This window comes from Acidovorax sp. Leaf191 (assembly GCF_001424425.1).
Classification (GTDB): Bacteria; Pseudomonadota; Gammaproteobacteria; order Burkholderiales; family Burkholderiaceae_C; genus Acidovorax.
This window is the reverse complement of record NZ_LMPT01000019.1, coordinates 251391-278103: the sequence shown is the minus strand read 5'-3', so window position 1 is coordinate 278103 and position 26713 is coordinate 251391. Positions and strand designations below refer to the sequence as shown.

Genomic DNA, 26713 nt, shown 5'->3' with positions numbered 1-26713 from the left:
TTTAGGCTGCTACCGCTTGTCCATAAAGCGGTAGAAGCTATGAATTTGGTAGCAACGCCAGGGTGAAGGCGTTGCAGGCTTTGCCAGGGGTGCAGATCACGCAGCGCGCGGCCGCGTGGCCAGCGCCAGCACGAAGCTGAACGCCAGCGCCGGCAGTGCCGACCCGGCCCCGGGCACCACTTGCGGGGCCAGGTGGTACACCGCGATGCCCAGCACCCAGATGGCCACCGGCGCCGCATTCACGCGGCGCGCATTGGCCAGCAGTGCGGGTGCGTTGGCGCCGAATGCCAGGCGCCCCAGGATCACGCCGAACAGCGGCACGAACACCGAACTGAGCAGCAGCAGGAAGGGCTCCAGGCTGTGCATGGGCAGTACCAGCGCGAGGGCGGTGCACACGGCGGCCACGCCCAGGCCCCAGCGGCGCACGCTCCAGCGCGGCAGCAGGCTGTGGGCCGACACCGCGCCCGAGTACGTGTCGCCATAGGCGTTGTCCACCTCGTCGATGAGGATCAGCGACAGCGCGATCAGCCCGCCCTGGGCCAGCAGCAGCGCCTGCACCAGGTCCTTGCTGGGCAGCGTCAGCGCCACCAGCACGCCCAGGGTGTAGCACCACATGTTGGCCAGCGCGTAGCCCAGCCAGGTGCCGCGCAGCGCAGCGCCGCCGCTTTTGCCGTGGCGCGCGTAGTCGGCCACCAGCGGCAGCCACGAGATCGGCATTGCGATCACCAGGTCCAGCGCGGGCAGCACGCCCATGCCGCCTGCGCCCTTGCGCGTCCACAGCGCTTCAAAGCCCTGGGCTTGCGCCAGCGACAAAAACTGCCACGACAGCCACAGCAGCGACAGCACCACCAGCGGCAGCGCCACGCGGGCGATCACCTTGCGCACCAGCTGCACCATCGATCCGCTGATGAGCAGCATCACCACGCCGCCCCACAGCAGCGTGGCCAGCACGGGCCAGTGCGCGCCGGCCAGGGTGCCGGACTGCTGGCCGATGGCCACCGTGGCATCGCGCATGACCACCAGCTCGAAGGTGCCCCAGCCCACCAACTGCACGATGTTCAAAATGATCGGCAGGCTGGCGAACGTGCGGCCGTACACCGCATGCATCAGCCCGGCGCTGGCCAGGCCGCTGTCGCAGCCCAGCTTGGCCACCCAGCCCAGCAGGCCTGCGCCCACGATGGAGCCGCAGACGATGGCGATCAGCGCCTCTTGCGTGCCCAGCGCGGGCATCAGGTACGCGCCCACCTGCATGACCAGCAGGCCTACGCCCAGGCTGAACCAGAGCGAGGCGTGGTCGTGCCACTGGAAGACGCGGCGGTCGGGGGAGACGGGCGCCAGCGCTTCGTTGGTGGCAGCGGGCGCGGCGGTGTGGACAGGCATGGAGGGCTCCGTAGACAGACAGGCATACAGAGCAGGGGCGGCCCGGGTGGCTGGCGCCCCGCAGCGCAGAAGGTGCAGGGCGTGGCGTCGTCGGACTTGGCTTCCCTGCGCGAGGATGATCTCACGCACACAGCCGTCAGGCGATCGGACGGCGGGTGTGCAACAGGTTCAAAGGGTGTGATCTCAGCCCCGCGCTCGGCGGGACACCCCTAGCATTGCCGCCCGAAGGCAGCGGCGCGATTGTGCCACGCGGAAACGGTCGGTTACGACCGGGGCGGCAAAGGGGGCAGGGCGTGGGCGCGTGTGAAGGAACTCCCCACGCACGCCCAGTCTTGGAACTTAGCAGCCCCGCGATGGCATCAGCCCTTGGCTTGCGCGCCGGCCAGCATGGCCTGCAGTGCGGCACGCAGCACGCCCGTGCCTTCCTCCGCACTGAGCAAACCTGCGCTCACGAAGGCGCCGTTGACCAGCACGGCCAGTTGGGCGGCCAAAAGGTCAGGCCGGGGGGCGCTCAGCCGCTCTGCGATCTCATGCAGTCTTTGGCGCAGCGCCTGCATGTGCCGCTGCGATACCAGGCGCGCGGGGTGGTCCTGTTCGGCAAATTCGGCCGCCACGTTGATCTGCGGGCAGCCCCGGTAGTTCGACCGTGCCAGGCGCTCGCCGATCCAGCCCATGTGGGCGTTGAGCTCGCCCGCGGGGTCGTCGCGGAACTGCGCGGCCACACCATCCCAGGTAGCCCAGAAGTCCACATCCTCCCGCTCCAGAAACGCCACGATGAGGTCGTCCTTGGTGGGGAAGTAGCGGTACAGGCTGGTCTTGGCGACCTCGGCCTCCAGCACCACCAGGTCCACCCCCACGGCGCGCACGCCGCGTTCGTAGAACAGCCGGGAGGCCGTGTCCAGGATGCGGCTGCGCACATCGGCGCCGTCGCTGGCGGCGGCCTTGGCAGCGCGCCTGGGCGCTGGGCGGGAGGGAGCGGCCGTGGCGCTGGCGCCGGCGTCCAACGACGGGACACCCCGGTCGGCAACGGGTTCAGAAGTTTTTGCAGTGGGCATGTTGACAATGATACAGACCTGTCTGTAATATTTTAAGAACAGACAGGTCTGTATCTTTTCAAGCCCAACCATCAAGGACTGCCATGAATTCCACCCAGCCATCCATCGCCGTGTTCGGTGCCGCCGGCCACACCGGCCAGTTCGTGGTGCAAGAGGCGCTGCGGCGCGGCCTGGCCGTTGTCGCCGTGGGCCGGGACGCACGCAAGCTGGCCGACACCATGCCGCCGGGCGTGGCCTGCCGTACCGCAGACCTGGCCGACCCGTCGAGCCTGGACCCGGCGTTTGCCGGCTGCGCCGTCGTCATCAACTGCGCCGGGCCGTTCATGGACACCGCCGTGCCGGTGGGGCAGGCCGCCCTGCGGGCAGGGTGCCACTACCTGGACGTGACGGCCGAGCAGGCCAGCACCCAAGCCACCCTGGACGGGCTGGATGCTCCGGCCCGCGCGGCGGGCCGCGTGGTGGTGCCAGCCGCTGCCTTTTACGGCGGGCTGGCCGACCTGCTGGCCAGCGCGCTCGCCGCACCCGGCCCTATCGACATGATCACCGTGGCGGTCGCACTCGACCACTGGTGGCCCACGGCGGGCACGCGCCGCACCGGCGAGCGCAACACCGCGCCCCGGCTGGTGGTCCAGCAGGGCCGACTGGCGCCCCTGGTGCCGTCCGCCGACGTGCCGGACTGGACCTTTGCCGAGCCGCTGGGCCGCCAGGCCATGGTCGAGATTCCGTTCAGCGAAGTCATCACCCTGGCCCACCACCTGCCGGTGGGCGAGATCCGTTCGCTGCTCAACCGCTCTGCGCTGCAGGACATCCGCGATGCGGCCACCCCGCCACCCACGGCCACGGACGGCGCGGGGCGCTCAGCCCAGCGGTTCGAGCTGGCCGTCCATGTGGTGCAGGGCGGCTCAAGCCGCACGGCAGGGGTGCGCGGCCAGGACATCTATGCGGTGACGGCGCCCATCGTGGTGGAGGTGGCGCAGCGCCTGCTCGGCCCTGCGTACCCGCACCGCGGCGCGCTGGCCCTGGCGCAGGCCGTCGATCCGGTGGACGTGCTGCAGTCGCTCCACGCGGCAGGTGCACTGCAGTGGTTTGGAGATGGTGCGCCGACCTGACCGGCGATAACCGCGACAACCGCAATAACGGCGTTCAAGACGTTCACGGCGCTGCGCCGTGATGGCTGTTCAAGTTCCCGTGGGCTTCACGGGGATCGCGTAGTGCATCACCGACTGCTCGGACGTCGGGTGGTACTGCGCATCGTAGATCTCCAGGTCCGGCCCCAGGGAGTGGGCCTGGCCGGACGACATCATCCAGCTGCCGTAGATGTAGTTGACCGTGGCATCGACGTTCTGGGCCGGGCCTCGGTGGGTGAACCGTGCATAGGTCGCAGCTGGAAGCTCCAGCGCAGCCATGCCCGGCGGCACATCGCCGGGGCCTTGGACCTCGGTGCAGGCCAGGTAGCGCAGTTGCTCGCTGTCGGGCGCGGCCGGTGCCACCACGCCGTAGCAGACGCCTGGTATCGCGTTGGTAATTTCTTTCAGCCGCGGAACGAACTGTCCCCAGAGGGGTGGCAGCTTCTGGCCCAGGTTGTTCTTTTCGGAGTCGACGCCGTAATAGTCGGTGGGCAGGCCCACCATGCGCATCGCGGGCCGGGCTTCGATCTGGGGCGCCAGCGAGACGTTGTGGCGCAGGTGCGCCAGGTAGCCCTCGTCCAGCCGGATCTTGCGCACGAAGAGCGATCGGTTGCCCATGCGGCGGTATTGCGACGGGGTCAGCCGAAAGCAGTCCTTGAAGGCGCGGGTGAAGCTCTCCTGCGTCTCAAAGCCCGCGGCCAGTGCGATGTCCAGCACGCTCAGGCGGGTGCCGGCCAGTTGCTCCAGCGCCTTGGCAAACCGGCGCGAGCGGATGTAGGTCTTCAAGGTCTCGTGGGTCAGCGCCTTGAAGATGCGCTGAAAGTGCCATTGGCTCAGGCCCGCGGCCCGTGCCACGTCGGCCAGCTCGATGTCGGATTCGAGATGGGCCTCGATGAAGTCGATGCCCTCCTGGAGTTGTCGCAGATGCAGCACGGGAGTCGGGCCTGTGGATCAAGGGGTTTCGAAGAAGCCGGTCATGGCCACCAGCCGGTTGTCGTCGTTGTAGCGGCCGTAGCTCACGCCTTCGCCAATCACCTGGCCGTTGCCGTCCAGCATGTTCCACTTGGCGATGCTTTGTTGGTGGTGGCTGGCGAAGTAGTGCGTCACGAAATGGCCCCCGGGCACCTGGCGGTGAAAGTCGTCCATGTAGGCCGTCAGCTGCGTCCAGCCTTGCGTGGCGGCCAGCGGGTCGTTGTAGGTGCAGGCAGGGTCGAGGGACTGGGCGAACAGCGCGTCGCGCTCGGCGGCCGAGTCGGTCTTCCACGACGCGGTGTAGGTGTCCCAGATGGATTGAAGGGGTTGTGGGTTCATGGTGCGGTGCTCCTGGGGTGGTTTGGAGACGCCATCGTGCCGACCGGCCTCGCGCCAATTGGACATTTTGTGCTTTTTTCTGAGCCTGAAGCGTGGCGCACGGCCCACGGGCGTGGAGCGCATGCCTGGGTGATCAGCACCGCCCCTGACGGCGCGGAGCCGACAGCCGCACACCGCACCGTGCCGCACGTGGTGCGCACGGTAAGTCATCTCGCAGAAGTTGGATGCGCCCCCTGCAGCAGAGGGCTGCGCGCCAGCGGCCTACGCGTTACCGGCCGGTGCCACACCCAGCAACTGGTGCAGCCGCGCACTGGTGGTCGTGTACTGCAGCGCCACCTTGTCGCCCTTGAGCGCCTCGGCCGCGCCGAACGCAGCCAGCGTGGCTTCATGAAAGCCGCACAGGATCAGCTTGCGCTTGCCGGGGTACGTATTGATGTCGCCCACCGCGTGGATGCTCGGCACGCTGGTGCGGAACGCCTCGGTGTCCACCACCAGCTGCTTGCGGTCCATGGCCAGGCCCCAGTCGGCGATCGGCCCCAGGCGCGGCGAGATGCCCAGCACCGGCACCAGCAGGTCCAGCGCCAGCGCGCGGGTACTGCCATCGGCATCCACCAGCTGCAGTGCGGCCAGCCGGTCGCCCGCAGTCTCGATGCCCGTGATCTGCGCGGCCTCGACATGGATGCGGCCTGCATCCCGCAACTGCTGCAGGCGCTGCAGCAGGGCGTCAGGCGCCTGGAACACATCGCGGCGGTGCAGCAGGCTCACGCGGGTGGCCTGGCCTTGCTCGGCCAGCTCCACTGCACGCGCCACGGCGGGCTCGTCGCCCCCGTGCACCACCACATGCTGCCCGGCCAGCTCGGTGTTGGCAGGCAGGCTTTGGTAGTGCACCTGCGTGCCCACATATTGCTCGATACCGTCCACCTTGAGCGCGCGCGGCACAAAAGCGCCCACGCCCGCCGCGATGAACACGCTGCGGGCCAGCAACTGCGCACCCTGCGATGTCTCGACCAGCAGGCGTCCGTCGTCCTGTAGAGACAGCGCAGCGACCAGCGTGTTCAGGTGCCAGTGGGTGTTGAAGGGCTCGATCTGCCGCAGCAGCAGCGTCGCCAGTTCGCGCCCGGTGCACACCGGAATGCCCGGAATGTCATAGATGGGCTTGTCGCCATACAGCTCCACGCACTGGCCGCCCGCATGGGGCAGGGCGTCGATCAGGTGGGCGGTGATGCCCTGCAGGCCCAGCTGGAAGACCTGGAACAGGCCCACCGGGCCGGCGCCGATGACGACGGCGTCGGTTTCTTGAATCATGGTCGGCACGGCAGGGTGGCAGCGTCAGGCGCCACGTCGAGTTGGATCGACACAAACCGTTCACGCTGAGCTTGTCGAAGCGCGGCGCAAGGCTTCGACAAGCTCAGCCCGAACGGATGGGTGTGAAGGGTCACTTGACCAATTCGTTGACCTTGCCAGGCTTGCCATTCCATTCGTCGGCGTCGGGCAGGGCGGGCTTGCGCTTGGTGATGCTCTTCCAGCCGTCGGCAAAGGCCAGGTCGGCGTTGATCTTGATGAAGGCGATCTGGTCTGCGGGCAGGTCTTCTTCGGCAAAGATGGCGTTGGCCGGGCACTCGGGGATGCACACGGCGCAGTCGATGCACTCATCGGGATCGATGACGAGCATGTTCGGGCCTTCGCGGAAGCAGTCCACAGGGCACACGTCCACACAATCGGTGTACTTGCACTTGATGCAGTTTTCGGAGACGACGTGGGTCATGACAGTGTTGTGTGGGTCGGTGAAAACCCTCGATTTTAAAAGCTTTCACCGACCTTTGGTTACAGGGCCCCTCTCTTGGGAGGGATGTCTTGAGAATTTGCCTTCAAACGCCTGACGCCGTTGGTTCGCCTTGCCGTGCCAAAGCACTGCTTCGGCTCCCGTTAGGTCATGCGATGGAGGGCCAATCCGCCTCAGGCCTGATGCGGATCAGTTCACGAGCACGGCGCCCGCCGTCTTGTGGCTGGCGGTATCCACCAGGATCAGTGAGCCCAGCACCCGCGCGGTGCCGAATGCCGCGGCCGGAATCGCCTCTTGCAGCACGAGCTGCACGTGGCCGATGGCGTTGGGGTCGAGCTGCGTGGCGGCCTCTTCGGCCAGCGTGTTGATGTTGAGCTTGTGCACCACGGCTTTCACCTTGGCCTTGACCCAGCGGTGGCCGTGCAGCGCCCAGTACACGCGGCCGGCGACCAGGGGTTCGTCGTCCATCCACGCCACGGTGGTGCGCAGTTCGCGGCTGGCGGGCCAGGCGGGCGTGGCGGCCGGGGTGTCGCCGAAGTCGTCGTCGGCGGGCGCAGCGGCAGCCGCCGTGGGCGCGGCCAGGATCCAGTCGCCGCGCGAGACGTCCACCTCGCGGTCCAGGATGATGCCGGCGCTGGTGCCGGCGGGCACATCGGTGGGCCGGCGGGCGTGGTCCAGCACCTGGGCCACGGTGGCCAGCTGGCCGCTCGGGAAGATCTGCACCGCCGTGCCGGGCGCAACGCGGCCCGACGCCACACGGCCCCAGAACACGCGGCGGCCCTGGGATGTGTCCGACGACGAGGACGAGGTTTTCTCGACCCACTGCACCGGGAAGGCCAGGGGCAGGCCGGTGTCGGCGGGCGTGTTTGGCAGCTCTTCGAGCACCTGCAGCAGCGTATGGCCGTTGTAGCCGCACCAGCCGGGGTGGGCGTCCACCACGTTCCAGCCCTTGAGGGCCGACACGGGGACCGTCGCACGCACGGCGATGCCGGCGGCCTGGGCGAACGCTGCCAGCGCGCCCTGGATGTGCTTCCAGGCCAGGGCGGGGTCTTCCACCGCATCGAGCTTGTTCACGGCGAACACCAGCGAGTGCACGCGCAGCAGGTGGGCCAGCAGGCTGTGGCGGCGGGTCTGCGGCAGCAGGGCCAGGCCGGCGTTCTTCCAGTCGAGCTTGGTGGCATCGACCAGCACCACGGCCGCGTCGGCGCTGCTGGCGGCCGTGACCATGTTGCGGGTGTACTGCTCGTGGCCGGGTGCGTCGCCGATGATGAACTTGCGCTCTTCGGTGGCGAAGTAGCGGTACGCCACGTCGATGGTGATGCCCTGCTCGCGCTCGGCGGAGAGGCCGTCGGTCAGCAGGGCCAGGTCGGTCTCGCCCTGGCGCTGCACGCCGGCCAGGTGGTCCTGCAGCACGGCCTTGCTGTCCACCAGCAGGCGGCCGATCAGCGTGCTCTTGCCGTCGTCCACCGACCCGCAGGTGATGAACTTCAGGGCGGAAGCACGGTTGTTTGGGGCTGTACCGCTTGCCTGCAAAGCGCTGCTAGCTATCGAATTCATAGTGGTCATCAGAGTACCCGTCTCAAAAATAGCCGTCTTTTTTGCGCTTCTCCATCGAAGCGTCGCTCGTCTTGTCGTCCATGCGCGTGGCGCCACGCTCGCTGACGTCGGCGGCCAGGGTCTCGATCACGATGTCGGCCGCGGTGGCGGCGGTGCTCTCCACCGGTGCGGTGCAGGTGATGTCGCCCACGGTGCGAAAGCGCACGTCGCGCGTCTCCACCACATCGCCGTCGCGCGGCGGGGTCAGCTCGGTCACCGGCATCAGGAGGCCCTTGCGGTCCACCACCTGGCGCTTGTGGGTGTAGTAGATGCTGGGCAGCGCAATGCTTTCGCGGTCGATGTACTGCCAGACATCGAGCTCGGTCCAGTTGCTGATGGGGAACACGCGAAAGTGCTCATTGGGCTGCAGGCGGGTGTTGAACAGGGTCCACAGCTCGGGCCGCTGGGCCTTGGGCTGCCATTGGCCGAAGCTGTCGCGGTGCGAGAAGATGCGCTCCTTGGCGCGGGCCTTTTCCTCGTCGCGGCGCGCGCCGCCGATGAGCGCGTCGAAGCGGAATTCCTCGATCGCTTCGAGCAGCGTGACCGACTGGTGCACGTTACGGCTCTCGCCGGGGTGCGACAGGCGCACGGTGCCGCGCGCCATCGAGTCTTCGACGCTGCGCACGATGAGTTCGGCGCCCAGTTCCTTGGCGCGGAAGTCGCGGAAGTCCGTCACCTCGGGGAAGTTGTGGCCCGTGTCGATCATGAGCAGCGGGTACGGAATGCCGCCGCCGCTGGCCTTGGTGCCAAAGGCTTTCTCGGCGCACTTGAGCATCACCAGCGAGTCCTTGCCGCCCGAGAACAGCAGGGTGGGGCGCTCGAAGGCGGCGGCGACTTCGCGCAGGATGAAGATGGTTTCTTCTTCCAGCGCGTCCAGGTGCGAGTTGTTCAGGTGGTAGCTCATGTCGTTGTTCTGCAGCAGCTGCGCGGCATCGGTGCGGGCATTCATGGTGGGTTGCTTTCGGTCGTCGATTCAATGTCCGTGGCGTGCGCAACTGGCACGCCCGAGGCCAGTGCACCCGTGGAACCGGCTTTGCCGGGCCACCGGGTGCGTCCGCCTCCCGCGAAGCGAGACAGGGGGAAGACGCGAAGCGGCTCAGGGGGTGTCATTTCAGTGCGCTATGTGAAGGCCGCACTCACGGTTGTCTTCGCCTTTGGTCGGATCCACATAGTCGAAGTTGTTGGGCAGGCCGTGCTTGACGCAGTACTCGTGCAACTCTTTGGAGGACCAGTGCAGCAGCGGCGCCACCTTGATCAGGCCGTCGGGGTTGATGCTGACCGGGTCCATCTGTGCGCGCACGGCGGTGTCGGTGGCGCGCAGCGCGGTGAACCAGACCTTGGGCGCGGTTTCGCGCAGGGCGCGGGCAAAGGGCTCAAGCTTCACTTCTTCGGTGAACGCAGCGTGGCGTGGGTCGTCCAGCGCAGGCGTCGGTCCGTCCACGGCCTCGCGGTGCGCGCGCGAGCGCAGCGGCAGGTAGATCTTGAGGTTCAGGCCCAGCTGCTTCGTCACCTCGTCGGCAAAGCGGTAGGTGGCTTCGGTGTTGTAGCCGTTGTCCATCCAGACCACCGGCACGTCCGGGTTCACCGCGGACACCATGTGCAGGATCACCGCCTCGAACGGGCGGAAGTTGGTGGTGACGATGGGGCTCTGGCCCAGGCCCAGGGCCCAGGCGACGAGGCCTTCGGCGTTGCGGCCCAGGTCGGCATTGACGCGTGCGAGATCGAATTGGCTCATGGTGGAGTGCTGGTGGGTGTGCGTAGCAGCGCTGCGGGCCTGGCTCAGGCGGCAGCCTTGTCGGCAAAGATAGGCTGCGGGTGCACCGCGTCGCCCTGGTAGAAGCCGGGGAACATCTCGAACTGGCGCTGTGCGTCGGCCGGGTCCACGCCATCGCGCAGCACGGCCGACGAAAAGCCTGTGCGCTGCATCTGCACCAGCTGGTCGATCAGCACGTCGCCCGTGGCGCGGATGTCGCCTTTGAAGCCACGGCGGCGGCGCAGCAGGAAGGCCTGGCTGAACGCGCGGCCATCGGTGAAGTTGGGGAAATGCAGGTCCACGCGCTCGACGCCGTCGAGCGGCAGCGCCAGTGCGTCGGCATCGTTGGCCAGCGCCACGGCGCGGGCATCGCCCTCTGCGGGCGGCTGGTGGTCTTGGGAGGCAAGAATTTTCATGGGTCTTATCAGGGCTTGGCGGCTGGCGATCAGGCGGTGGCCAGCTCTTGCTTGGCGGGGTGGCGGGCGGTCTTGGCGGCTTCCTTGAAGGGGTCGAGGCCGGCGCGGCGCACGGTGTTCTGGAAGGTCTCGCCGCTTTCGCGCAGGCTGCGGTAGGTGGTCAGCACGGCTTCGATCACGTCCGGCACCTCGGCGGCCGAGAACGACGGGCCGATCACCTTGCCGGCCACGGCGGCGCCCGACAGGTCCGAGCCGTCCGAGCCGCCGAGCGTGACCTGGTACCACTCCTTGCCGTCCTTGTCGACGCCCAGGATGCCGATGTGGCCGCTGTGGTGGTGGCCGCAGCTGTTGATGCAGCCGCTGATGTGCAGGTCGATCTCGCCGATGTCGTCGAGCTCGTCCAGGTCCTGGTAGCGCTGGGTGATGGCCTCTGCGATGGGCAGCGAGCGGGCGTTGGCCAGCGCGCAGAAGTCGCCGCCGGGGCAGGCGATCATGTCGGTGAGCAGCTGCACGTTGGCGCTGGCCAGGCCCAGGGCCTTGGCCTCTTGCCACAGGTCGAACAGGCGGCTGGCATGCACCCAGGGCAGCACCACGTTCTGGTCGTGCGTCACGCGGGCTTCGCCGGCGGAGTATTTGTCCACCAGGTCGGCCACGGCGATCAGCTGTTCGCTGGTCGCGTCGCCGGGCGACTGGCCGGGGCGCTTGAACGACAGCGTCACGGCGCGCAGCTGCGGGTTCTGGTGCGCGTGCACGTTGCGCTGCAGCCAGCGGCCGAAGGCCACGTGCTCGGCCGCCTGGGCCGTGAGCGATGCCTGCAGCGCCGCGGGGTCCACGTCGGCGATGTCGGCCAGTTGGGGTGCCACGAAGCACGCCGCCACGCGGTCGAATTCGGCCTGCGGCACGGTGTGCGGGCCGCCGTCGATCTCCACGATCTGGCGGTACTCTTCTTCCACATCGTCGATGTACTGCTGGCCTTCGGACTTGACCAGGATCTTGATGCGGGCCTTGTACTTGTTGTCGCGGCGGCCGTGCTCGTTGTACACGCGCACGATGGCCTCGATGTAATTCATGATCTGGTTCCAGGGCAGGAACTCGCGGATCACCGTGCCGATCACCGGCGTGCGGCCCATGCCGCCGCCCACGAAGACCTTGAAGCCGATCTCGCCCGCATTGTTCTTGATGAGGTGCAGGCCCACGTCGTGCCAGCCGGTGGCGGCGCGGTCGTCCTTGGCGCCGCTGATGGCGATCTTGAACTTGCGCGGCAGGAACGCGAACTCGGGGTGCAGCGTGGTCCACTGGCGGATGATTTCCGCGTAGGGGCGCGGGTCCACGATCTCGTCCACGGCCACGCCGGCCAGCGCGTCGGTGGTGGTGTTGCGGATGCAGTTGCCGCTGGTCTGGATGCCGTGCATGTCCACGGTGGCCAGCAGGTCCATCACGTCAGCGCTCTTGGACAGCGGGATCCAGTTGAACTGCACGTTGGTGCGCGTGGTGAAGTGGGCGCAGTTCTTGGGCAGGAAGGTGGTGCCCAGCAGGCCCTGGCCTTCCATGGCGGCCTTGAACACGGCCGCTTCGGGCTCGTCGTACTCGCGGGCGATGGTGGCCAGCACGCGCAGCTGGCGGCTTGCGATCTCGCCGTAGGGCACGGCCACGCGCAGCATGGGGGCGTAGCGCTGCACGTACCAGCCGTTTTGCAGGCGCAGGGGGCGGAAGTCGTCCTCGGCCAGTTTGCCGGCCTGCCAGCGGTTGAGCTGGTCGCGGAACTGGTGTGCGCGCTGCTCTACGAACTTCTTGTCGAAAGGGGTGTATTGGTACATCGTGGACCCATCAGATCATTATTAATTTGGCGCCTGCCCAGGCCAGCAGGAGGGACAGCGCGGAGCGGATCAGGCGTTCAGGCGTGCGGGTGACCAGGCGCGAGCCCAGCCAGATGCCCGGCAACGAGCCAGCCAGCAATTGTGCAAGCAAAGGCCAGTCCACCGAGCCCAGCGTGGCATGGCCCAGGCCTGCCACCAGGGTCAATGGCACCGCGTAGGCGATGTCGGCACCGATCACGCGTGGCAGGGGCAGCAGCGGGTAGACCAGCAGCAGCACCGTGACGCCGATGGCGCCTGCGCCCACGGACGTGAAGGTGACCATGGTGCCGATCACGGCGCCCAGCAGCACGGGCAGGGCCCAGTGGCGGGGGCGCGTGGCATGCTCGGCACCGGCCACGCGCTTGGCATGGTCGGCCGCCTGGCGTTCGCGCGAGAAGGCCACCACCTTGTACAGCGTGGCCGCCGCCGTCAGCAGCAGCGCAAAGCCCAGTGTCGTGGTCATGACGCGCTGCGCCGTGCCGCTGGCGGGACCCAGGATCTGCAGCGCCCACAGCGACAGCAGCGCGGCCGGGATGCTGCCCGCGCACAGCTGGCCCACCACGCGCCAGGGCACCAGGCGCTGGCGCGCCATGCTGACCGTGCCGCCCATCTTGGTGAAGGCCGCGAACAACAGGTCGGTGCCGATGGCCAAATGCGGCTTCACGCCGAAGAAAAAGATCAGCACAGGCGTCATCAGCGAGCCACCGCCCACACCGGTCAGGCCGACGATCAGCCCCACCGCAAAGCCCGCAAAAACAAACGCCAATTCATGCATGGCAGCGAATGTAGAGGCCTCGCTTATGAAAACAAACTATTGTTTTTGACTTCCAGTATGTCTTTTTTCATATAAGCAAGGATTGATGCGGGATGTGGCGGGGTTGCAGTGCCCAGCCCTGCAGGGGCTGCCGTCCCGTCAAAGCCGCTCGCTGCCCAGGGCCCTGGCCAGTCTGGCGTCCAGCGGCAGGGGCTCGCCCTGCAGCCTGGCGGCCAGCAGTTCTGCGCACAGCAGCCCCAGCGTGAGGCCGCGGGCCCCCATGGCGGTGCAGGCCCAGATGCCGGGCAGGGTGGCAGGGTCGACCGGGCCGACGATGGGCAGGCGGTCGGCGGCCGTGCAGCGGACGGCGGCCCAGGACTGGACCGCAGCGGCTGGTGGCGTCGGGCTGGCGTCTGCACCGGGGCCTCCACCCACGGGCAGCACCGTGGCGAAAGCAGGCTGTAGCTGCTGCGCCACAGCCGGGAGCAGCGTCTGCAGCTTGGCCCAGTTGGTGGCGTGCGCGGCCTGCTGGTCGGCGGGCGAAGGGGGCAGGGCGCTCACATCGCGCTCGAAGGTGGAGCCCATGACCCAGGCGGTGGCAGGGGGCGCGCTCTCGGTGTGGGTGTCATTGTTGCCGTCGCTTGGGGGAAACCGGGGCACCAGGTTGCCGTGGCCGTTGACCGGAAACGGCACGCGCGGGGCCTCCGCAGCGGTTGATGCAGCCCCCCAGGACACCTGGCCGCGCACCGGCTGCAACTGCCAGTGAGCTGGCAGCAATGGCAAGCTGCCGGCCCCTGCCGCGATGACGACGACGGGTGCTTGTGCCAGCACATGGCCCTGTTCGTCCAGAGCCTGCCAGTGGCCGGCAGTGCCCGGCGGGGCCGTCTGGGCCGCTGTGTCAGGGGCGGCGTCTGCGTGCTCAGGCGCTGGGGCGTCCGCGGGCGCGGGGTCCACGCGCCGCCATTGCGCCACCTTGCACCGACCCTGCCACTCGATGCCCGGTTGCGCCATCAGCGCGGCCACCAGGCGGGGTGGCCGCACCCAGCCGCCCTGGTGGTGCCAGCATGCGGTGGTGGACAACGGCAGGCCGGCGGCCTGCAGGGCGTCGGCGCTGGCGGCCTCGCTCCAGTCCGCGCCGGCTCCGTCGGCCCAGCCGGCGCCCAGGCCCGGCGTGCCGTCGGTGCGGTGCTCCAGCACGCCGCTGGGGGTCCAGTCCGCCCCTTCGCGCAGCAGCCAGGCGGCCTGTTGCAGCGTGGTGCGCACCCCGCTGCGCGACAGGCGCGACAGCACGCTGTCGTCCGGCGACACATGGGGGGCGAACACGCCTGCGGGCAGGCCGGATGCGCCCGCCGCGGGGGCGTCGGCCTGGTCCAGCACCTGCACTTGCCAGCCGCGCCGCGCCAGGCTGGCGGCCGTGGCTGCTCCGGCCAGCCCGCCGCCGACGACGATGCAGCGGCCGGGTGGCCGCGGGGCGGTCCCGGCGGCATCCTGGCGCCCATCCTTGCGGGATGTGCGGGGCTCCCAGCGCGGGTCGTACACCGCATGCAGGTTGTCGCGCTTGGGCGGCACGCCCGGCACGCGGCTTACGTCGAAGCCGCACTGCGCCAGCGCGTCGCGCACGGCCCGCGCAATGGTCCAGGTGGCCAGGCGGGTGCCGCGGCGGCAGCAGCGTGCCACGGCTTTGAGGGTGTGCAGGTCCCAGATCTCGGGGTTGCGCTGGGGGCTGAAGCCGTCCAGGTAGACCGCGTCCACCGTCAGGCTCTGCGCGCGCAGCATGGCCTGCGTGTCGCCCACATACAGGGTGAGCAGCACACGGCCTTCGTCAAAGCGCAGCCGGTGCACGCCCGGCAGCAGGCCCCACCATTGGCGGTGCAGTTCCTCGGCCAGCGGCGCTAGGTCGGGGTGGGCCGTGGTGGCGCGCAGCAGGTCGGCCGCGCTCACGGGCCACGCCTCGGTCGACACGAAGTGCAGCAGGGTGGGGCGTGCGGGGTCGGCCCGCCAGGCAGCCCAGGTCACCAGGAAGTTCAGCCCGAAGCCGAACCCGGTTTCCAGAATGCGCCATTGCGGCTGCCCCGCCCACGCCGCGGGCAGGCCGCAGCCGTGCAGAAAAACGTGGCGGGCCTGGTCCAGGCCGCCTTTTTCACTGTGGTAGCGGTCGCCGAAGCGGGGGCTGTAGGGGGTGCCGTCCGGCAGCCAGTCCACTGGTTCGGACATGAGGCTTGGACGTGTGTGCTGACTGATTGTTGCGACGGGTGCGAAAGGGTGCGCGGTTCGCTGCTTACTCGCTGGGGGGCACGTAGCCGGCCGCAGCATCTGCGCCACCGCCAAAGAAATGGTTTTCCATCTGCCGCGCCAAGTACTGGCGGGCGCGGGCGTCGGCCAGGTTCAGGCGGTTTTCATTGACCAGCATGGTCTGGTGCTTGAGCCAGCCGGCCCACGCTTCCTTGCTCACACTTTCCCAGATGCGCTTGCCCAGCTCGCCGGGGTAGGGCGGAAAGTCGAGGCCCTCGGCTTCCTTGTTGAGCTTGATGCATTGGACGGTGCGTGCCATGGGGTTTCCTTGTGTATGAATGTGGGGTGAGCCGCGTCCTGGAGGTGGTGCGGCTCAGATGATTTGGATATAAAGAACTGAAATCTCAGTAGTTCCAGTTTTGTAGAGGGGCTTTCAGAATGCGCTTCATCGGTGAATTGCACCGTTCAGCATTCCAAAAAAGAGGCCTCCCAATGAACTTTCGCCGCGACTTTATCAAGTTTCCCTTCGCCGCCGCCCTGGTGGGCAGCTTGGCCCTGACGGCATTGCCGTCGTTTGCCCAGTCCGTGACGCTGCTCAACGTGTCGTACGACCCCACCCGCGAGCTGTATGTCGACTTCAACCAGGCATTCGCCAAGCACTGGAAAGCCAAGACCGGCCAGGACGTGACCGTCAAGCAAAGCCACGGCGGCTCGGGCAAGCAGGCGCGCTCCATCATCGACGGGCTGGAGGCCGACGTCGCCACCCTGGCGCTGGCCGGCGACACCGACGCGCTGCACACCAACGGCGGCTGGATCCCCAAGGACTGGCAAAAGCGCCTGCCCCACAACAGCTCGCCCTACACCTCGACCATCGTGCTGGTGGTGCGCCAGGGCAACCCCAAGGGCATCAAGGACTGGGACGACCTCGTCAAGCCCGGCATCAGCGTGATCACGCCCAACCCCAAAACCTCGGGCGGCGCCCGCTGGAACTACCTGGCCGCGTGGGAATTCGCCAAGCGCAAGTACGGCGGCGACGCCAAGGCCAAGGACTTCGTGGCCAAGCTGTACGGCAACGTGCCCGTGCTGGACACCGGCGCGCGCGGCTCCACCATCACGTTTGCCCAGCGCAACCAGGGCGACGTGTTGATCGCCTGGGAGAACGAGGCCTACCTGCTGGAAAAGGAATTCGGCACCAAGTTCGACGTGATCGCCCCCTCGATCTCCATCCTGGCCGAGCCCGCCGTGACGGTGGTGGACAAGAACGTGGACAAGAAGGGCACGCGCGCCGTGGCCGAGGCCTACCTGCAGTACCTGTACACCGAAGAAGGCCAGGACATCGCCGGCAAGCACTTTTACCGCCCGGCCGTGTCCGACAAGGCCAAGGCCAAGTACGCCAAGCAGTTCCCCAAGTTGAACCTGTTCACCATCAACGACGCGTTCGGTGGCTGGGACAAGGCGGCCAAGGAGCACTTTGCCGACAACGCCAGCTTCGACCAGATCTACACCAAGAAGTAATTTCACCCCGAAGCGGCCCTGCGGCCGCCTCCCCTCAAGGGGCGCCACCCGTGGCCCGGCGAAGCCGGATCCACGGTGGCGCTGGTCTGACCACGCCCTCTGGAATCCTCTCTCATGTCCGCTCTTCTCATCGCCGGCAGCCCCTCCGAGCGTTCCCGCTCCGCCGCTCTGCTGGACGCTGTCGCCCAGCGCCTGACGGTGCGCGGTGCGCTGGTGGACCGTATCCACATCCGCGACCTGTCGCCCCAGGCCCTGCTGCTGGCTGACTTCGGCCATCCCACTGTCGTGGGTGCCGTGGACCAAGTGGCCCAGGCCAGCGTGCTGGTGGTGGCCACGCCGGTCTACAAGGCCGCGTACAGCGGCGTGCTCAAGGTCTTTCTGGACCTGCTGCCGCAGACGGCGCTCAAGGGCAAGATCGTGCTGCCCCTGGCCACCGGCGGCAGTCCGCACCACATGCTGGCGCTGGACTATGCGCTGCGCCCCGTGCTGCAGTCGCTGGGTGCCAAGAGCATCCTGCCCGGCATCTATGCCACCGACGCCCAGGTCACGCTGACGCCCGAAGGCGCCTACCACGTGAACGAAGACATCGCCACACGGCTGGACGACGCCGTGAACGTGCTCGTCACGGAAACCCTGCGCCCCTCGCCCGCCCAGGCCACGCGTTTTGCGCCGGTGCACTTCTCGCAGGTGCGATGTAGCGTCTGACGGGCGCCGCCCGCCCTGCGCGCACCCCACCGTGGGGGTGTTGCGGCGCGGCCGGGCTCCCGCATTTCTCGTTCCCCTTTTTTTACAGGCCCGCTGCCCCGAGCGGTGGGCTGGGCGGAGCACTGCCCGGGTTCAGACAGACGCCACTTTTTTCCATGATTCAAAGGACATTCACCATGAGCACATTGACACGCGACGGCGCAGCCAGTTCAGACCGCGCGCAACATGCCCCGCGCGCCGGCGGCCTGGCCGCCCTGCGCAACATGTTCATCGGCTTCGTGGTCTTCACGGCCTTCGTGCTGATCGCCGCCTTCCTGCTGGCACAGCCGGTGCAGGCCCAGACCAAGGGCGAGCTGCGCATCGGCTACCAAAAGGCCGCCAGCCTGTTCGTGCTGCAAAAGGCCACGGGCACGCTGGAGAAGAAGCTCGCGCCCCTGGGCTTCGGCGTGAAGTGGGTCGAGTTCCCGGCGGGCCCCCAACTGCTGGAAGGCCTGAACGTGGGTGCGGTAGACGTCGGCTATGTCGGCGAGGCGCCTCCCATCTTCGGCCAGGCCGCCGGTGCCAAGTTCGTCTACTTCGGCCACGACCCCGCCGCACCGCGCGCCGAGGCCATCCTGGTCGCCAAGGACTCGCCCATCAAGTCGGTGGCCGACCTCAAGGGAAAGAAGATCGCGCTCAACAAGGGCAGCAACGTGCACTACCTGCTGGTCAAGCAGCTGGAGAAGAACGGCCTCAAGCTGTCCGACATCACGCCTGTGTACCTCGCCCCGGCCGACGGCCGTGCCGCGTTCGAAAGCAAGAACGTGGATGCCTGGGTGATCTGGGACCCGTTCCAGGCCGCGGCTGAAAAAGCCACCGGCGCCCGCGTGCTGGCCGACGGCACGGGCGGTGTGGTCAACAACTACCAGTACTACCTGGGTGCGCGCGACTTCGTCACCAAGAACCCCAAGGTGATCGCGGCGCTGTTCGAAGACTCGGTGGCGCAAGGCATCTGGCTCAAGAAGAACCTGCGCCAGGCCGCAGAGCTGATCGCGCCGCTGCAAGGTCTGCCGGTGGACGTGGTCGAGCTGGCGCTGCAGCGCTATGAATTCAACGTCAAGCCCATCACGCCTGCGGTGGCGGCCGACCAGCAAAAGATCGCCGACACGTTCTTCGAGCTGAAGCTGATCCCCAAGGCCATCAAGGTGAGCGACGCCGTGGTGCTCGGCGCACAGCCCTGATGCCCCGGCCTGTTGCACACGCATCCATTTTCAGAAGAACACCATGACGACTTCGATCTCCCTGTCCCGCCGCCGCCTCGTCCAGGGTGCGGCCAGCGCTGTGGCGCTGCCGGCCTTCGGCGCATTGGCGCAAACAACCCCGGCGCGTGAGTTCCGCATCGGCCACCAGAAGGGCTTCCTGAGCCTGCTCAAGGGCCGCGGCACGCTGGAAAAGCGCTTGACCCCGCTGGGTGTCTCCATCAAGTGGACCGAGTTCACCGCAGGCCCCGTGCAGCTCGAAGCACTGAACGTCGGCTCCATCGACTTCGGCGACGTGGGCGAAGCCCCTCCGATCTTTGCGCAGGCTGCAGGCGCCCCGTTGGCCTACGTGGCCGCCACCGTGCCCCGCCCCAAGGCCGAGAGCGTGCTGCTGCCCAAGGGCTCGCCGATCAAGACCGTGGCCGACCTCAAGGGCAAGAAGATCGCGCTCAACAAGGGCAGCAACGTGCACTACTTCCTGGTCAAGCTGTTGGAAAAGCACGGCCTGAAGTACAGCGACGTGAACGTGGCCTTCCTGCCGCCCGCGGATGCGCGCGCCGCTTTCGAGAAGGGCTCTGTGGACGCCTGGGTGATCTGGGACCCGTTCGCCGCCGCGGCCGAAAAGACGCTGGACGCCCGCCTGCTGGCCGACGCCACGGGCGTGGTGGGCAACCGCGCGTACTACTTCTCGTCGCTGCAGTACGCCGACAAGAACACCGACGTACTGCGCATCGCCATCGAAGAGCTCAACAAGATCGACATCTGGGCCAAGGTCAACCGCGACCTGCTGGCGGCCGAACTGGCCCCGCTCTTCGGCATCCCCAAGTCCGTGCTCGATCTGTCCACGTCGCGTGCCGAGTACGGCACCGGCCCGGTGACGCCCGAGATCCTGGCCGAGCAGCAAAAGATCGCCGACACCTTCTTCAACCTGAAGCTGATCCCCCAGCGCATCCAGGTGCGCGATGTGGCGCGCTCGCCGTGGTAGAGGGTGCACCCCCTGAGTCGCTTCGCGCCTTCCCCCTCTCTTGCTGCGCGGGAGGGGGACGCCACCGGTGGCCCGGCAAAGCCGGTTCCACGTTGGCACTGGCCTTGGCAGCGCCAGTTTTTACGGTCTCGGGTCACACAGTCCGCCGCAATTGAAACCAAGGAGCCCTGACATGCCCACCGCTTCCGCAAGCCCTGTCCACGATGCAGCACGCCGCGTGCTGCGCACCACGGCCAACGCCTGGCGCCTGAAGGCGCCGGCGCGCAGGCTGGTCCGCACGCGCAGGCGTGTGCAGGCCGGTGTGCGTGCCGATGTGGCGGCGGGAGGCATGCGGGCCTGTCCATTGCGTTTCGGCTTTTCGCTGGCGGGCTACGGCCTGGCCTTCTCCTATTGATGACCCCCACACGGCAAAGCGACACCATGAAAATCTACTGGTTCATCCCTACCCACGGCGACAGCCGTTACCTTGGCACGGCCAAGGGCGCACGCCAACTCAGCCTCGAGTATCTGCAGCAGGTGGCAGTGGCCGCCGACAGCCTGGGCTACGAAGGCGTGCTCATTCCCACCGGCCGTTCCTGCGAAGACCCATGGGTGATCGCATCGAGCCTGCTGGCGGTCACCAAAAAGCTCAAGTTCCTGGTCGCGGTGCGCCCCGGCCTGCACCAGCCCGCGCTGGCCGCCCGCATGGCCGCCACCTTCGACCGCCTGTCGGGCGGGCGCTTGCTCATCAACCTGGTGACCGGTGGTGACCGCGCGGAGCTGGAGGGCGACGGCGTGTTCCTGGACCACGCCACGCGCTACGAGCAGTCGGCCGAGTTCATCCGCATCTGGCGCGAGATCCTCACACGCAGCCACCGGGGCGAGACCTTCGACTACGAGGGCAAGCACCTGTCCGTCAAGGGCGCCAAGCTGCTGTTCCCGCCGCTGCAGGAGCCGCACCCGCCCGTGTACTTCGGCGGCTCGTCCGACGCTGCGCACGACCTGGCGGCTGAGCAGGTCGAGACCTACCTCACCTGGGGCGAGCCCCCGGCCGAGGTCGCCAAGAAGGTGGCCGACGTGCGCGCCCGTGCGGCCAGGCACGGCCGCACCGTCAACTTCGGCATCCGCCTGCACGTCATCGTGCGCGAGACCGAGGCGCAGGCCTGGTCCGCAGCCGAAGAGCTCATCAGCCATGTGGACGACGAGACCGTGGCGCGCGCGCAGTCGGTCTTTGCGCGCATGGACTCCGAAGGCCAGCGCCGCATGGCCGCGCTGCATGCCGGTGGCGTGAAGCGCAGCCGCGCTGACCTCGAGATCAGCCCCAACCTGTGGGCGGGCGTGGGCCTGGTGCGCGGTGGCGCGGGCACGGCCCTGGTGGGCGACCCTGAGACCGTGGCTGCCCGCATCAAGGAATACGCAGACCTGGGGCTCGACCACTTCGTGCTGTCGGGTTACCCCCATCTCGAAGAAACCTACCGCTTTGCCGAGCTGGTGTTCCCGCTGCTGCCGATGGGCGTGCGCGAGAAGCTCACCGGCGGCAATCCGCTGGGTCCGTTCGGCGAAACCGTGGCCAACGACTTCGTGCCACGCGCTTCGCAAAGCTGACCGCACCGACGAGGAGCCACGCCATGAGCATCCAGTCCATCAACCACGTGCAGCTGGCCTTTCCGGCCGGTGCCGAGGCGCCCATCCGGCGCTTTTACGCCAGCCTGCTGGGCCTGCCCGAGGTGCGCCTGCAGGCGGGCAACACGCTGCGCTTTGCCGCGGGCACCCAGCGCATCGACCTGGTGCCCACCGAGCACTGGCAGCCCGCGCCCGCGGTGTCGCACCTGGCATTCGAAGTGCAGGACCTGCCGGCCCTGCGCCACCGCCTGCTGCAGGCCGACCTGCCGCTGGTGGAGAACCGCGCGCTGCCCGGCTATCTGCGCTTTTACGTCAAGGACCCGGCCGGTAACCAGCTGGAGTTCCTGGAACCCGATCACGAACAGGAAATCACCCCATGACCCCAACCCAGACCGTCCGCGAACTGCAGGTATCGCCTGTGGCCGATTCCGTCGATCTGCCGATCGACAAGCCCGTGCTGCCTGCAGCGCTCTCCCGCTTCCTGTCCGGCCTGCTGCAGCGCCTGCTGCCCTGGGCCGTGCCCGTGGGGCTCATCGTGCTGTGGCAGATCGCATCGTCGCAGGGCTGGCTGTCCACCCGCGTGCTGCCAGCGCCGCTCGAAGTCATCAAGGCCGCGTGGACGCTCACCTTGTCGGGCGAGCTGTGGACCCACGTCAAGGTGAGCGCCGGCCGCGCGCTGGCAGGCCTGGCCATTGGCGGCGGGCTGGGCCTGCTGCTGGGCCTGCTCACCGGCTCGGTGCGCTTGTTCGAGACCCTGCTCGACTCCACCATCCAGATGGTGCGCAACATCCCGGCGCTGGCGCTGATTCCGCTGGTGATCCTGTGGTTCGGCATCGACGAATCGGCCAAGCTGTTCCTCATCAGCGTGTCGGTGTTCTTCCCGATCTACCTCAACACCTTCCACGGCATCCGCAATGTGGACCCGGGTCTGATCGAGATGGGGCGCACCTATGGCCTCGGCCGTTGGCAGCTGTACAAACAGATCATCCTGCCCGGCGCGCTCTCCAGCATTTTGGTGGGCCTGCGCTTCTCGCTGGGCCTGATGTGGGTGATTCTGATCGTGGCCGAGACCATCTCCGCGCAGGCGGGCATCGGCTACCTCACGATGAACGCCCGCGAGTTTTTGCAGACCGACATCGTGCTGGTCGGCATCCTGCTGTACGCACTGCTGGGCAAGCTGGCCGACCTGTTCGCCAAGGGCCTGGAGCGCTACTGGCTGCGTTGGCATCCCGGCTACCAGACGCCGTAAGGCGCACTGCAGCCCGACCCTCCATTCCAAGAATTGCGGACCACCATGACCAATCCTTTCCACATTCACCGGCGCACTGTGCTCGGTGCCATCGCCGCGTTGTCGAGCGGTTTGGCCGCCGCGCAGGGCAAGCCTGAGACTTTACGCATTGGCTTGCAGAAGTCCTCCACCCTCACCACCATCCTGCGCACGCGCGGCACCCTGGAGCAATTGCTCGCGCCGCTCAACGTCAAGGTGACGTGGCACGAGTTCACCAGCGGCCTGCCGCTGCTCGAAGCCCTGAATCTGGGCAACATCGATGTGAGCGCCGACGTGGCCGACACCGTGCCGGTGTTCGCCCAGGCAGCGGGCGCCAACCTCACCTTCGTGGCGCAGGAGTCTCCATCGCCATCGGCCCAGGCCATCGTGGTGCGCGCCGATTCGCCCATCAAGACGGTGGCCGACCTCAAGGGCAAGAAGATCGGTTTTGCCAAGGCAGCCGGCGTGCACTTCCTGCTGATCGCTGCGCTGGAAAAGTCCGGCCTGTCGTTCAAGGACATCGAGCCCGCGTACCTGACCCCCGCGGATGGCCGCGCCGCCTTCGAGCGCGGCGCCATCGACGCATGGGTGGTGTGGGACCCGTTCCTCGCCGCCGTGCAAAAGCAGTCGGCCGTGCGCGTGCTGGCAGACGGGCGCGACCTGGCTTCGTACCAGCGCTACTACCTGGCCGGAACGCCGTACGCCCAGGCACGGCCCGATGTGCTGCGCGTGTTCTTCAACGAGCTGCAGAAGGCCGGCGTGTGGGTCAAGCAAAGCCCCAAGGACGCGGCCGCGCTGCTGGCGCCCGTGTGGGGGCTGGATGCGGGTGTGATCGAGCTGGCCAACAGCCGCCGCAGCTACGAGGTGCGGGCGGTGGTGCCCGCCGCACTGACCGAACAACAACGCATCGCCGATGCCTTCTTTGCCGAAAAGCTGCTGCCCAAGCGCGTGAACGCGCTGGACGTGCCGCTGTTCAAGACTGGAGCCTGACACCATGACCCAGACGACCAATACCCCCGCCGCGCAAGGCGTGCGCCTGGAAGTGCGCGGCGTGGACAAGCGCTATGGCGCGCGCGACGTGCTCAAGAAGACCGAACTCGTGATCGAGCCCGGCCAGTTCGTGGCCATCGTGGGCCGCAGCGGCTGCGGCAAGAGCACGCTGCTGCGCCTGGTGGCAGGCCTCGAATCCGTCTCGGGCGGCGCGATCCGCCTGGACGGCAAGGACGTGGCCGGCCTGAGCGACGACACCCGCATCATGTTCCAGGACTCGCGCCTCTTGCCCTGGAAGCGCGTGGCCGACAACGTGGCCCTGGGCCTGCCGCCCACGCGGCGCGGCGCCGCCGCCGATGTGCTGGCCCGCGTGGGCCTGGGCGACCGCTTGACCGAGTGGCCCGCGCGCCTGTCCGGCGGCCAGCGCCAGCGCGTGGCCCTGGCCCGTGCCCTGGTGCACAACCCGCGCCTGCTGCTGCTCGACGAGCCCCTGGGCGCGCTGGATGCGCTGACACGGATCGAGATGCACCGCCTCATCGAAGGCCTGTGGCGCAGCAGCGGCTTCACCGCACTGCTGGTGACCCACGATGTGCAAGAAGCCGTGGCCCTGGCCGACCGCGTGATCCTGATCGAGGACGGCCAGATCGCGCTGGACCAGCGCATCGACCTGCCGCGTCCCCGGTCGCACGGTGACGCCGCCTTTGCCGCCATCGAAAAGCGCATCCTGGACCGCGTGCTGCAAAAGCCCGACGGCGAGCCGGCGCACGAAGCGCCGTGGCCCGGCGTGCCTGCGCATGGTCTGCGCTGGGCGGTGTAGCCGTTTTTGGCGCCCGCTGCCTTCCGTTGCTTTCTTCCTGTCTTCTGTCATTCCTTTCTTCGCCCAAAGGCCCCATCAAGGAGAACCCCATGTCCATCCAAGCCATCAACGTGCGCAACCAGTTCAAGGGCAAAGTCCGCGAGATCGTGCGCGGCGATGTCGTCTCCGAAGTCGATGTCGAAACGCCCTGGGGCATCGTCACGTCGGTCATCACCACGCGCTCGGTGGACGAGCTGGCGCTGGTCGTGGGCTCCGACGTGGTCGCGCTGGTCAAGTCGACCGAGGTGTCCATCGCCAAACTGTGAGCGGGTGAGAGAGGAAAAATGCCCCTACCGCTTGCTGGTAGGGCGCAAGGCGCTATGAAAATAGTAGTGTTTGCAGACAGGCCTTTTTGCAGGGCCTGAATCTCTGGTATCGAGGGGGCCGGGGCTCCGGTGGATGGGGCCTCGCAGAAGCAGCGGCGCAGACGGCCGGGGTTGCGACACACGGCGCTATGTCGTATGATGCGCATCATGCCAAAGTTCACGCCCCATTCCAGAGCCGCCGCCAAGGAGGCCACGCACGAGCGCATCGTGTCGGTGGCCTCGCGCGCGATCCGGCGCGAGGGCTACCACGGCACGGGCGTGGCGGACATCATGAAAGAGGCGGGCCTGACGCACGGCGCCTTCTATGCGCACTTCGACTCCCGCGAGGCCATGCTGGCCGAGGCCGCTGCCAAGGCATGCACCGAATCCGCAGCGCTGGCGGCCGGTGCCGCGGCCGGCGAGCCGTCGCCCCGCGCGCTGGCCGCCATGCTCTCGGCCTACTTGTCGCGCCAACATGTCGAGAGTGTCGAGATGGGCTGCCCCCTGGCGGCCCTGGGCTCGGAGACATCGCGCCAGGCACCCGAGGTGCGCCGCGTGACCACCCGGCATATCAAGGAAATGGTCGATCTCATCGGGCGCCAGTCGCCGCAGTGGGGCCAGCCCGCAGCCCACGAACAGGCGCTCGTCACCATGGCCACGATGGTGGGTGCGCTGGTGCTGTCCCGCGCGGTGGACGAGCCCGCGCTGTCGGACAGCCTGCGCGAGGCCGCGCTCAAGCACCTGATGCAGCTGACGAACTCGACGCACGCTGCAGACGCTGCACCTGCCACGCCGCCCGGCGCGCCCGGCTGACTTCCCCAGCGGCGCGCTTTTTTTTGCCTTTACATATGACGATCATCATGCGAATTTGCTTGCGATCTGCACCGACTAGCGCTGTGTCCTTTACCCAGGAAGCCCCATGAAAGCCTTTGTCCTCGACCGCTACGCCAAGCAGGGCCCACTGCGGCACGCCGATGTCCCCGCGCCGGACCTGCGCGACGACGAGGTGCTGGTGGCGGTGCATGCCGCCGGCGTGAACCTGCTCGACGCCAAGATCCGCAGCGGCGAGTTCAAGCTCATCCTGCCGTACGCCATGCCGCTGGTGCTAGGGCACGACGTGGCGGGCGTGGTGGTGCGGGTGGGGCCGCGTGTGCAGCAGTTCCAGCCGGGCGACGAGGTCTACGCCCGGGCAGACGATTTCCGCATCGGCACCTTTGCAGAACTCATCGCCGTCAAGGCATCGTCGCTGGCCCGCATGCCCCGCGGCCTGACGATGGAAGAGGCCGCATCGATCCCGCTGGTGGGGCTCACGGCCTGGCAGGCGCTGGTGGAAAAGGCGCAGTTGCGAAAAGGCCAGAAGGTCTTCATCCAGGCCGGGTCGGGCGGCGTGGGCACCTTTGCCATCCAGCTGGCCAAGCACCTGGGCGCCACCGTCGCCACCACGGCCAGCGCGGGCAATGCGGCGCTGGTCCACAGCCTGGGCGCCGATGTCGTCATCGACTACAAGACGCAGGACTTCGAAGCGGTGCTGCGCGACTACGACGTCGTGCTGCACAGCCAGGACGGCAAGGCGCTGGCGAAGTCGCTGCGCGTGCTCAAGCCCGGCGGCCAGGTCGTCTCGATCTCCGGCCCGCCCGACCCGGCATTCGGCCAGGCCATTCGCGCCCCCGGCTTTGTGCGGCTGGTGATGCGCCTGCTGAGCGCCGGCACCCGGCGGCGCGCCAAGGCGCTGGGCGTGGGCTACTCGTTCCTCTTCATGCGGGCGCACGGCGCGCAGCTGCAGGAGATCACGCGCCTTGTCGAAGCGGGCGCCATCCGCCCGGTGGTCGACAAAGTCTTTCCGTTCAGCGCCACCAACGACGCCCTGGCCTATGTGGAAGCGGGCCGTGCCAAGGGCAAGGTCGTCATCCAGGTGGTGTGAGCCAGCAGGCCGCTGCACATCCTTTTTCTCACGCCGTCAGTCCCCACCCAACCTTCCATCCGTTCC

General features: G+C 67.8%; 28 protein-coding genes. 14 read left to right on the top strand and 14 right to left on the bottom strand.

The features are described 5' to 3' along the window. Positions 1-96: 96 nt before the first annotated feature. Both ASG27_RS15325 and ASG27_RS15320 read right to left on the bottom strand, forming a co-directional pair. Positions 97-1380 carry a purine-cytosine permease family protein gene (locus ASG27_RS15325; protein WP_056421258.1) on the bottom strand — a complete coding sequence of 428 codons (1284 nt, stop codon included), beginning with the start codon at positions 1378-1380 and terminating at the stop codon, positions 97-99. Positions 1381-1739: 359 nt separating this feature from the next. Then, a complete protein-coding gene (locus ASG27_RS15320; RefSeq protein ID WP_082486092.1) occupies positions 1740-2435 on the bottom strand; it encodes a TetR/AcrR family transcriptional regulator in 696 nt (231 codons plus the stop codon). An 83-nt stretch (positions 2436-2518) separates the two neighbouring features. On the opposite strand from ASG27_RS15320, the gene ASG27_RS15315 reads away from it, so the two are divergent. Further along, the gene (locus tag ASG27_RS15315; protein WP_056421259.1) at positions 2519-3544 is read left to right on the top strand and encodes a saccharopine dehydrogenase NADP-binding domain-containing protein; all 1026 of its coding nucleotides are present in this window, start codon (positions 2519-2521) and stop codon (positions 3542-3544) included. Positions 3545-3613: 69 nt separating this feature from the next. Here ASG27_RS15315 and ASG27_RS15310 read toward each other — a convergent pair whose 3' ends face one another. The 12 genes from ASG27_RS15310 to ASG27_RS15255 all read right to left on the bottom strand — a co-directional run bounded on the left by ASG27_RS15310 (position 3614) and on the right by ASG27_RS15255 (position 15582). Continuing rightward, positions 3614-4495 carry an AraC family transcriptional regulator gene (locus ASG27_RS15310; RefSeq protein ID WP_056421260.1) on the bottom strand — a complete coding sequence of 294 codons (882 nt, stop codon included), beginning with the start codon at positions 4493-4495 and terminating at the stop codon, positions 3614-3616. An 18-nt stretch (positions 4496-4513) separates the two neighbouring features. Beyond that, positions 4514-4873, bottom strand: coding sequence for a hypothetical protein (locus ASG27_RS15305; RefSeq protein ID WP_056421324.1), 360 nt, complete (start codon positions 4871-4873; stop codon positions 4514-4516). Positions 4874-5134: 261 nt separating this feature from the next. Continuing rightward, positions 5135-6178, bottom strand: a complete 1044-nt coding sequence (locus ASG27_RS15300) for an NAD(P)/FAD-dependent oxidoreductase (protein WP_056421261.1) — start codon at positions 6176-6178, stop codon at positions 5135-5137. A gap of 130 nt (positions 6179-6308) precedes the next feature. After that, positions 6309-6638: a ferredoxin FdxA gene (gene fdxA / locus ASG27_RS15295; RefSeq protein ID WP_056168144.1), complete on the bottom strand. Its 330-nt coding sequence runs from the start codon at positions 6636-6638 to the stop codon at positions 6309-6311. Between the two features lie 207 nt (positions 6639-6845). Beyond that, the gene (locus ASG27_RS15290) at positions 6846-8222 is read right to left on the bottom strand and encodes a GTP-binding protein (protein WP_056421262.1); all 1377 of its coding nucleotides are present in this window, start codon (positions 8220-8222) and stop codon (positions 6846-6848) included. Positions 8223-8235: 13 nt separating this feature from the next. Beyond that, entirely contained in the window at positions 8236-9201 is a 966-nt protein-coding gene (gene cysD / locus ASG27_RS15285) for a sulfate adenylyltransferase subunit CysD (protein WP_056421263.1), read from the bottom strand. A gap of 162 nt (positions 9202-9363) precedes the next feature. After that, positions 9364-9987 carry a phosphoadenosine phosphosulfate reductase domain-containing protein gene (locus ASG27_RS15280; RefSeq protein WP_056421264.1) on the bottom strand — a complete coding sequence of 208 codons (624 nt, stop codon included), beginning with the start codon at positions 9985-9987 and terminating at the stop codon, positions 9364-9366. 44 nt (positions 9988-10031) lie between these two features. Beyond that, positions 10032-10421, bottom strand: a complete 390-nt coding sequence (locus ASG27_RS15275) for a DUF934 domain-containing protein (protein WP_056421265.1) — start codon at positions 10419-10421, stop codon at positions 10032-10034. Between the two features lie 29 nt (positions 10422-10450). Then, positions 10451-12238 carry a nitrite/sulfite reductase gene (locus ASG27_RS15270; RefSeq protein WP_056421266.1) on the bottom strand — a complete coding sequence of 596 codons (1788 nt, stop codon included), beginning with the start codon at positions 12236-12238 and terminating at the stop codon, positions 10451-10453. Positions 12239-12248: 10 nt separating this feature from the next. Next, positions 12249-13052, bottom strand: coding sequence for a sulfite exporter TauE/SafE family protein (locus ASG27_RS15265; RefSeq protein ID WP_056421267.1), 804 nt, complete (start codon positions 13050-13052; stop codon positions 12249-12251). A gap of 138 nt (positions 13053-13190) precedes the next feature. Further along, complete coding sequence (gene mnmD / locus ASG27_RS15260) at positions 13191-15245, bottom strand: tRNA (5-methylaminomethyl-2-thiouridine)(34)-methyltransferase MnmD (RefSeq protein WP_056421268.1); 2055 nt, start codon at positions 15243-15245, stop codon at positions 13191-13193. A gap of 64 nt (positions 15246-15309) precedes the next feature. Beyond that, positions 15310-15582, bottom strand: coding sequence for an oxidative damage protection protein (locus ASG27_RS15255; protein ID WP_056421269.1), 273 nt, complete (start codon positions 15580-15582; stop codon positions 15310-15312). Positions 15583-15755: 173 nt separating this feature from the next. Here ASG27_RS15255 and ASG27_RS15250 point away from each other — a divergent pair, with 173 nt between their 5' ends. The 13 genes from ASG27_RS15250 (at position 15756) to ASG27_RS15190 (ending at position 26647) form a co-directional block, all read left to right on the top strand. Beyond that, positions 15756-16778, top strand: a complete 1023-nt coding sequence (locus tag ASG27_RS15250; RefSeq protein WP_056421270.1) for a sulfate ABC transporter substrate-binding protein — start codon at positions 15756-15758, stop codon at positions 16776-16778. A 114-nt stretch (positions 16779-16892) separates the two neighbouring features. Then, a complete protein-coding gene (ssuE, locus tag ASG27_RS15245) occupies positions 16893-17483 on the top strand; it encodes an NADPH-dependent FMN reductase (RefSeq protein ID WP_056421271.1) in 591 nt (196 codons plus the stop codon). A 176-nt stretch (positions 17484-17659) separates the two neighbouring features. Beyond that, positions 17660-18703 (top strand): sulfonate ABC transporter substrate-binding protein, encoded by a 1044-nt coding sequence (locus ASG27_RS15240; RefSeq protein ID WP_442854106.1) that lies wholly within the window; start codon positions 17660-17662, stop codon positions 18701-18703. Between the two features lie 43 nt (positions 18704-18746). Next, positions 18747-19706, top strand: coding sequence for a sulfonate ABC transporter substrate-binding protein (locus ASG27_RS15235; protein ID WP_056421272.1), 960 nt, complete (start codon positions 18747-18749; stop codon positions 19704-19706). Positions 19707-19878: 172 nt separating this feature from the next. Beyond that, positions 19879-20100, top strand: a complete 222-nt coding sequence (locus ASG27_RS15230; protein WP_056421273.1) for a hypothetical protein — start codon at positions 19879-19881, stop codon at positions 20098-20100. A gap of 26 nt (positions 20101-20126) precedes the next feature. Next, positions 20127-21290 (top strand): FMNH2-dependent alkanesulfonate monooxygenase, encoded by a 1164-nt coding sequence (ssuD, locus tag ASG27_RS15225; RefSeq protein ID WP_056421326.1) that lies wholly within the window; start codon positions 20127-20129, stop codon positions 21288-21290. A gap of 23 nt (positions 21291-21313) precedes the next feature. After that, positions 21314-21688, top strand: coding sequence for a VOC family protein (locus tag ASG27_RS15220; protein WP_056168179.1), 375 nt, complete (start codon positions 21314-21316; stop codon positions 21686-21688). Beyond that, positions 21685-22557 (top strand): aliphatic sulfonate ABC transporter permease SsuC, encoded by an 873-nt coding sequence (gene ssuC / locus ASG27_RS15215; RefSeq protein ID WP_056421274.1) that lies wholly within the window; start codon positions 21685-21687, stop codon positions 22555-22557. Before ASG27_RS15220 ends, ssuC begins: the two co-directional genes overlap by 4 nt. A gap of 45 nt (positions 22558-22602) precedes the next feature. Continuing rightward, positions 22603-23565: an aliphatic sulfonate ABC transporter substrate-binding protein gene (locus tag ASG27_RS15210; RefSeq protein WP_056421275.1), complete on the top strand. Its 963-nt coding sequence runs from the start codon at positions 22603-22605 to the stop codon at positions 23563-23565. Positions 23566-23569: 4 nt separating this feature from the next. Continuing rightward, complete coding sequence (locus ASG27_RS15205) at positions 23570-24382, top strand: ATP-binding cassette domain-containing protein (RefSeq protein ID WP_056421276.1); 813 nt, start codon at positions 23570-23572, stop codon at positions 24380-24382. An 89-nt stretch (positions 24383-24471) separates the two neighbouring features. Beyond that, positions 24472-24687 carry a TOBE domain-containing protein gene (locus tag ASG27_RS15200; protein ID WP_007857120.1) on the top strand — a complete coding sequence of 72 codons (216 nt, stop codon included), beginning with the start codon at positions 24472-24474 and terminating at the stop codon, positions 24685-24687. Positions 24688-24882: 195 nt separating this feature from the next. Continuing rightward, positions 24883-25539, top strand: a complete 657-nt coding sequence (locus ASG27_RS15195) for a TetR/AcrR family transcriptional regulator (protein ID WP_082486093.1) — start codon at positions 24883-24885, stop codon at positions 25537-25539. A 106-nt stretch (positions 25540-25645) separates the two neighbouring features. Next, positions 25646-26647, top strand: coding sequence for an NADP-dependent oxidoreductase (locus ASG27_RS15190; protein WP_056421277.1), 1002 nt, complete (start codon positions 25646-25648; stop codon positions 26645-26647). Positions 26648-26713: the final 66 nt, after the last annotated feature.

Excerpts from the sequence above, each read along its gene's own strand:
- ASG27_RS15240 (WP_442854106.1), top strand. The coding sequence starts at position 17,660 with ATGAGCACATTGACACGCGACGGCGCAGCCAGTTCAGACCGCGCGCAA.
- ASG27_RS15235 (WP_056421272.1), top strand. The coding sequence starts at position 18,747 with ATGACGACTTCGATCTCCCTGTCCCGCCGCCGCCTCGTCCAGGGTGCG.
- ASG27_RS15200 (WP_007857120.1), top strand. The coding sequence starts at position 24,472 with ATGTCCATCCAAGCCATCAACGTGCGCAACCAGTTCAAGGGCAAAGTC.
- ASG27_RS15325 (WP_056421258.1), bottom strand. The coding sequence starts at position 1,380 with ATGCCTGTCCACACCGCCGCGCCCGCTGCCACCAACGAAGCGCTGGCG.
- ASG27_RS15315 (WP_056421259.1), top strand. The coding sequence starts at position 2,519 with ATGAATTCCACCCAGCCATCCATCGCCGTGTTCGGTGCCGCCGGCCAC.
- ASG27_RS15270 (WP_056421266.1), bottom strand. The coding sequence starts at position 12,238 with ATGTACCAATACACCCCTTTCGACAAGAAGTTCGTAGAGCAGCGCGCA.
- cysD (WP_056421263.1), bottom strand. The coding sequence starts at position 9,201 with ATGAATGCCCGCACCGATGCCGCGCAGCTGCTGCAGAACAACGACATG.
- ASG27_RS15275 (WP_056421265.1), bottom strand. The coding sequence starts at position 10,421 with ATGAAAATTCTTGCCTCCCAAGACCACCAGCCGCCCGCAGAGGGCGAT.
- ASG27_RS15250 (WP_056421270.1), top strand. The coding sequence starts at position 15,756 with ATGAACTTTCGCCGCGACTTTATCAAGTTTCCCTTCGCCGCCGCCCTG.
- ASG27_RS15230 (WP_056421273.1), top strand. The coding sequence starts at position 19,879 with ATGCCCACCGCTTCCGCAAGCCCTGTCCACGATGCAGCACGCCGCGTG.
- ssuD (WP_056421326.1), top strand. The coding sequence starts at position 20,127 with ATGAAAATCTACTGGTTCATCCCTACCCACGGCGACAGCCGTTACCTT.
- mnmD (WP_056421268.1), bottom strand. The coding sequence starts at position 15,245 with ATGTCCGAACCAGTGGACTGGCTGCCGGACGGCACCCCCTACAGCCCC.
- ASG27_RS15280 (WP_056421264.1), bottom strand. The coding sequence starts at position 9,987 with ATGAGCCAATTCGATCTCGCACGCGTCAATGCCGACCTGGGCCGCAAC.
- ASG27_RS15195 (WP_082486093.1), top strand. The coding sequence starts at position 24,883 with ATGATGCGCATCATGCCAAAGTTCACGCCCCATTCCAGAGCCGCCGCC.
- fdxA (WP_056168144.1), bottom strand. The coding sequence starts at position 6,638 with ATGACCCACGTCGTCTCCGAAAACTGCATCAAGTGCAAGTACACCGAT.
- ASG27_RS15290 (WP_056421262.1), bottom strand. The coding sequence starts at position 8,222 with ATGACCACTATGAATTCGATAGCTAGCAGCGCTTTGCAGGCAAGCGGT.
- ssuC (WP_056421274.1), top strand. The coding sequence starts at position 21,685 with ATGACCCCAACCCAGACCGTCCGCGAACTGCAGGTATCGCCTGTGGCC.
- ASG27_RS15320 (WP_082486092.1), bottom strand. The coding sequence starts at position 2,435 with ATGCCCACTGCAAAAACTTCTGAACCCGTTGCCGACCGGGGTGTCCCG.
- ASG27_RS15255 (WP_056421269.1), bottom strand. The coding sequence starts at position 15,582 with ATGGCACGCACCGTCCAATGCATCAAGCTCAACAAGGAAGCCGAGGGC.
- ASG27_RS15305 (WP_056421324.1), bottom strand. The coding sequence starts at position 4,873 with ATGAACCCACAACCCCTTCAATCCATCTGGGACACCTACACCGCGTCG.
- ASG27_RS15265 (WP_056421267.1), bottom strand. The coding sequence starts at position 13,052 with ATGCATGAATTGGCGTTTGTTTTTGCGGGCTTTGCGGTGGGGCTGATC.
- ASG27_RS15220 (WP_056168179.1), top strand. The coding sequence starts at position 21,314 with ATGAGCATCCAGTCCATCAACCACGTGCAGCTGGCCTTTCCGGCCGGT.
- ssuE (WP_056421271.1), top strand. The coding sequence starts at position 16,893 with ATGTCCGCTCTTCTCATCGCCGGCAGCCCCTCCGAGCGTTCCCGCTCC.
- ASG27_RS15300 (WP_056421261.1), bottom strand. The coding sequence starts at position 6,178 with ATGATTCAAGAAACCGACGCCGTCGTCATCGGCGCCGGCCCGGTGGGC.
- ASG27_RS15205 (WP_056421276.1), top strand. The coding sequence starts at position 23,570 with ATGACCCAGACGACCAATACCCCCGCCGCGCAAGGCGTGCGCCTGGAA.
- ASG27_RS15190 (WP_056421277.1), top strand. The coding sequence starts at position 25,646 with ATGAAAGCCTTTGTCCTCGACCGCTACGCCAAGCAGGGCCCACTGCGG.
- ASG27_RS15210 (WP_056421275.1), top strand. The coding sequence starts at position 22,603 with ATGACCAATCCTTTCCACATTCACCGGCGCACTGTGCTCGGTGCCATC.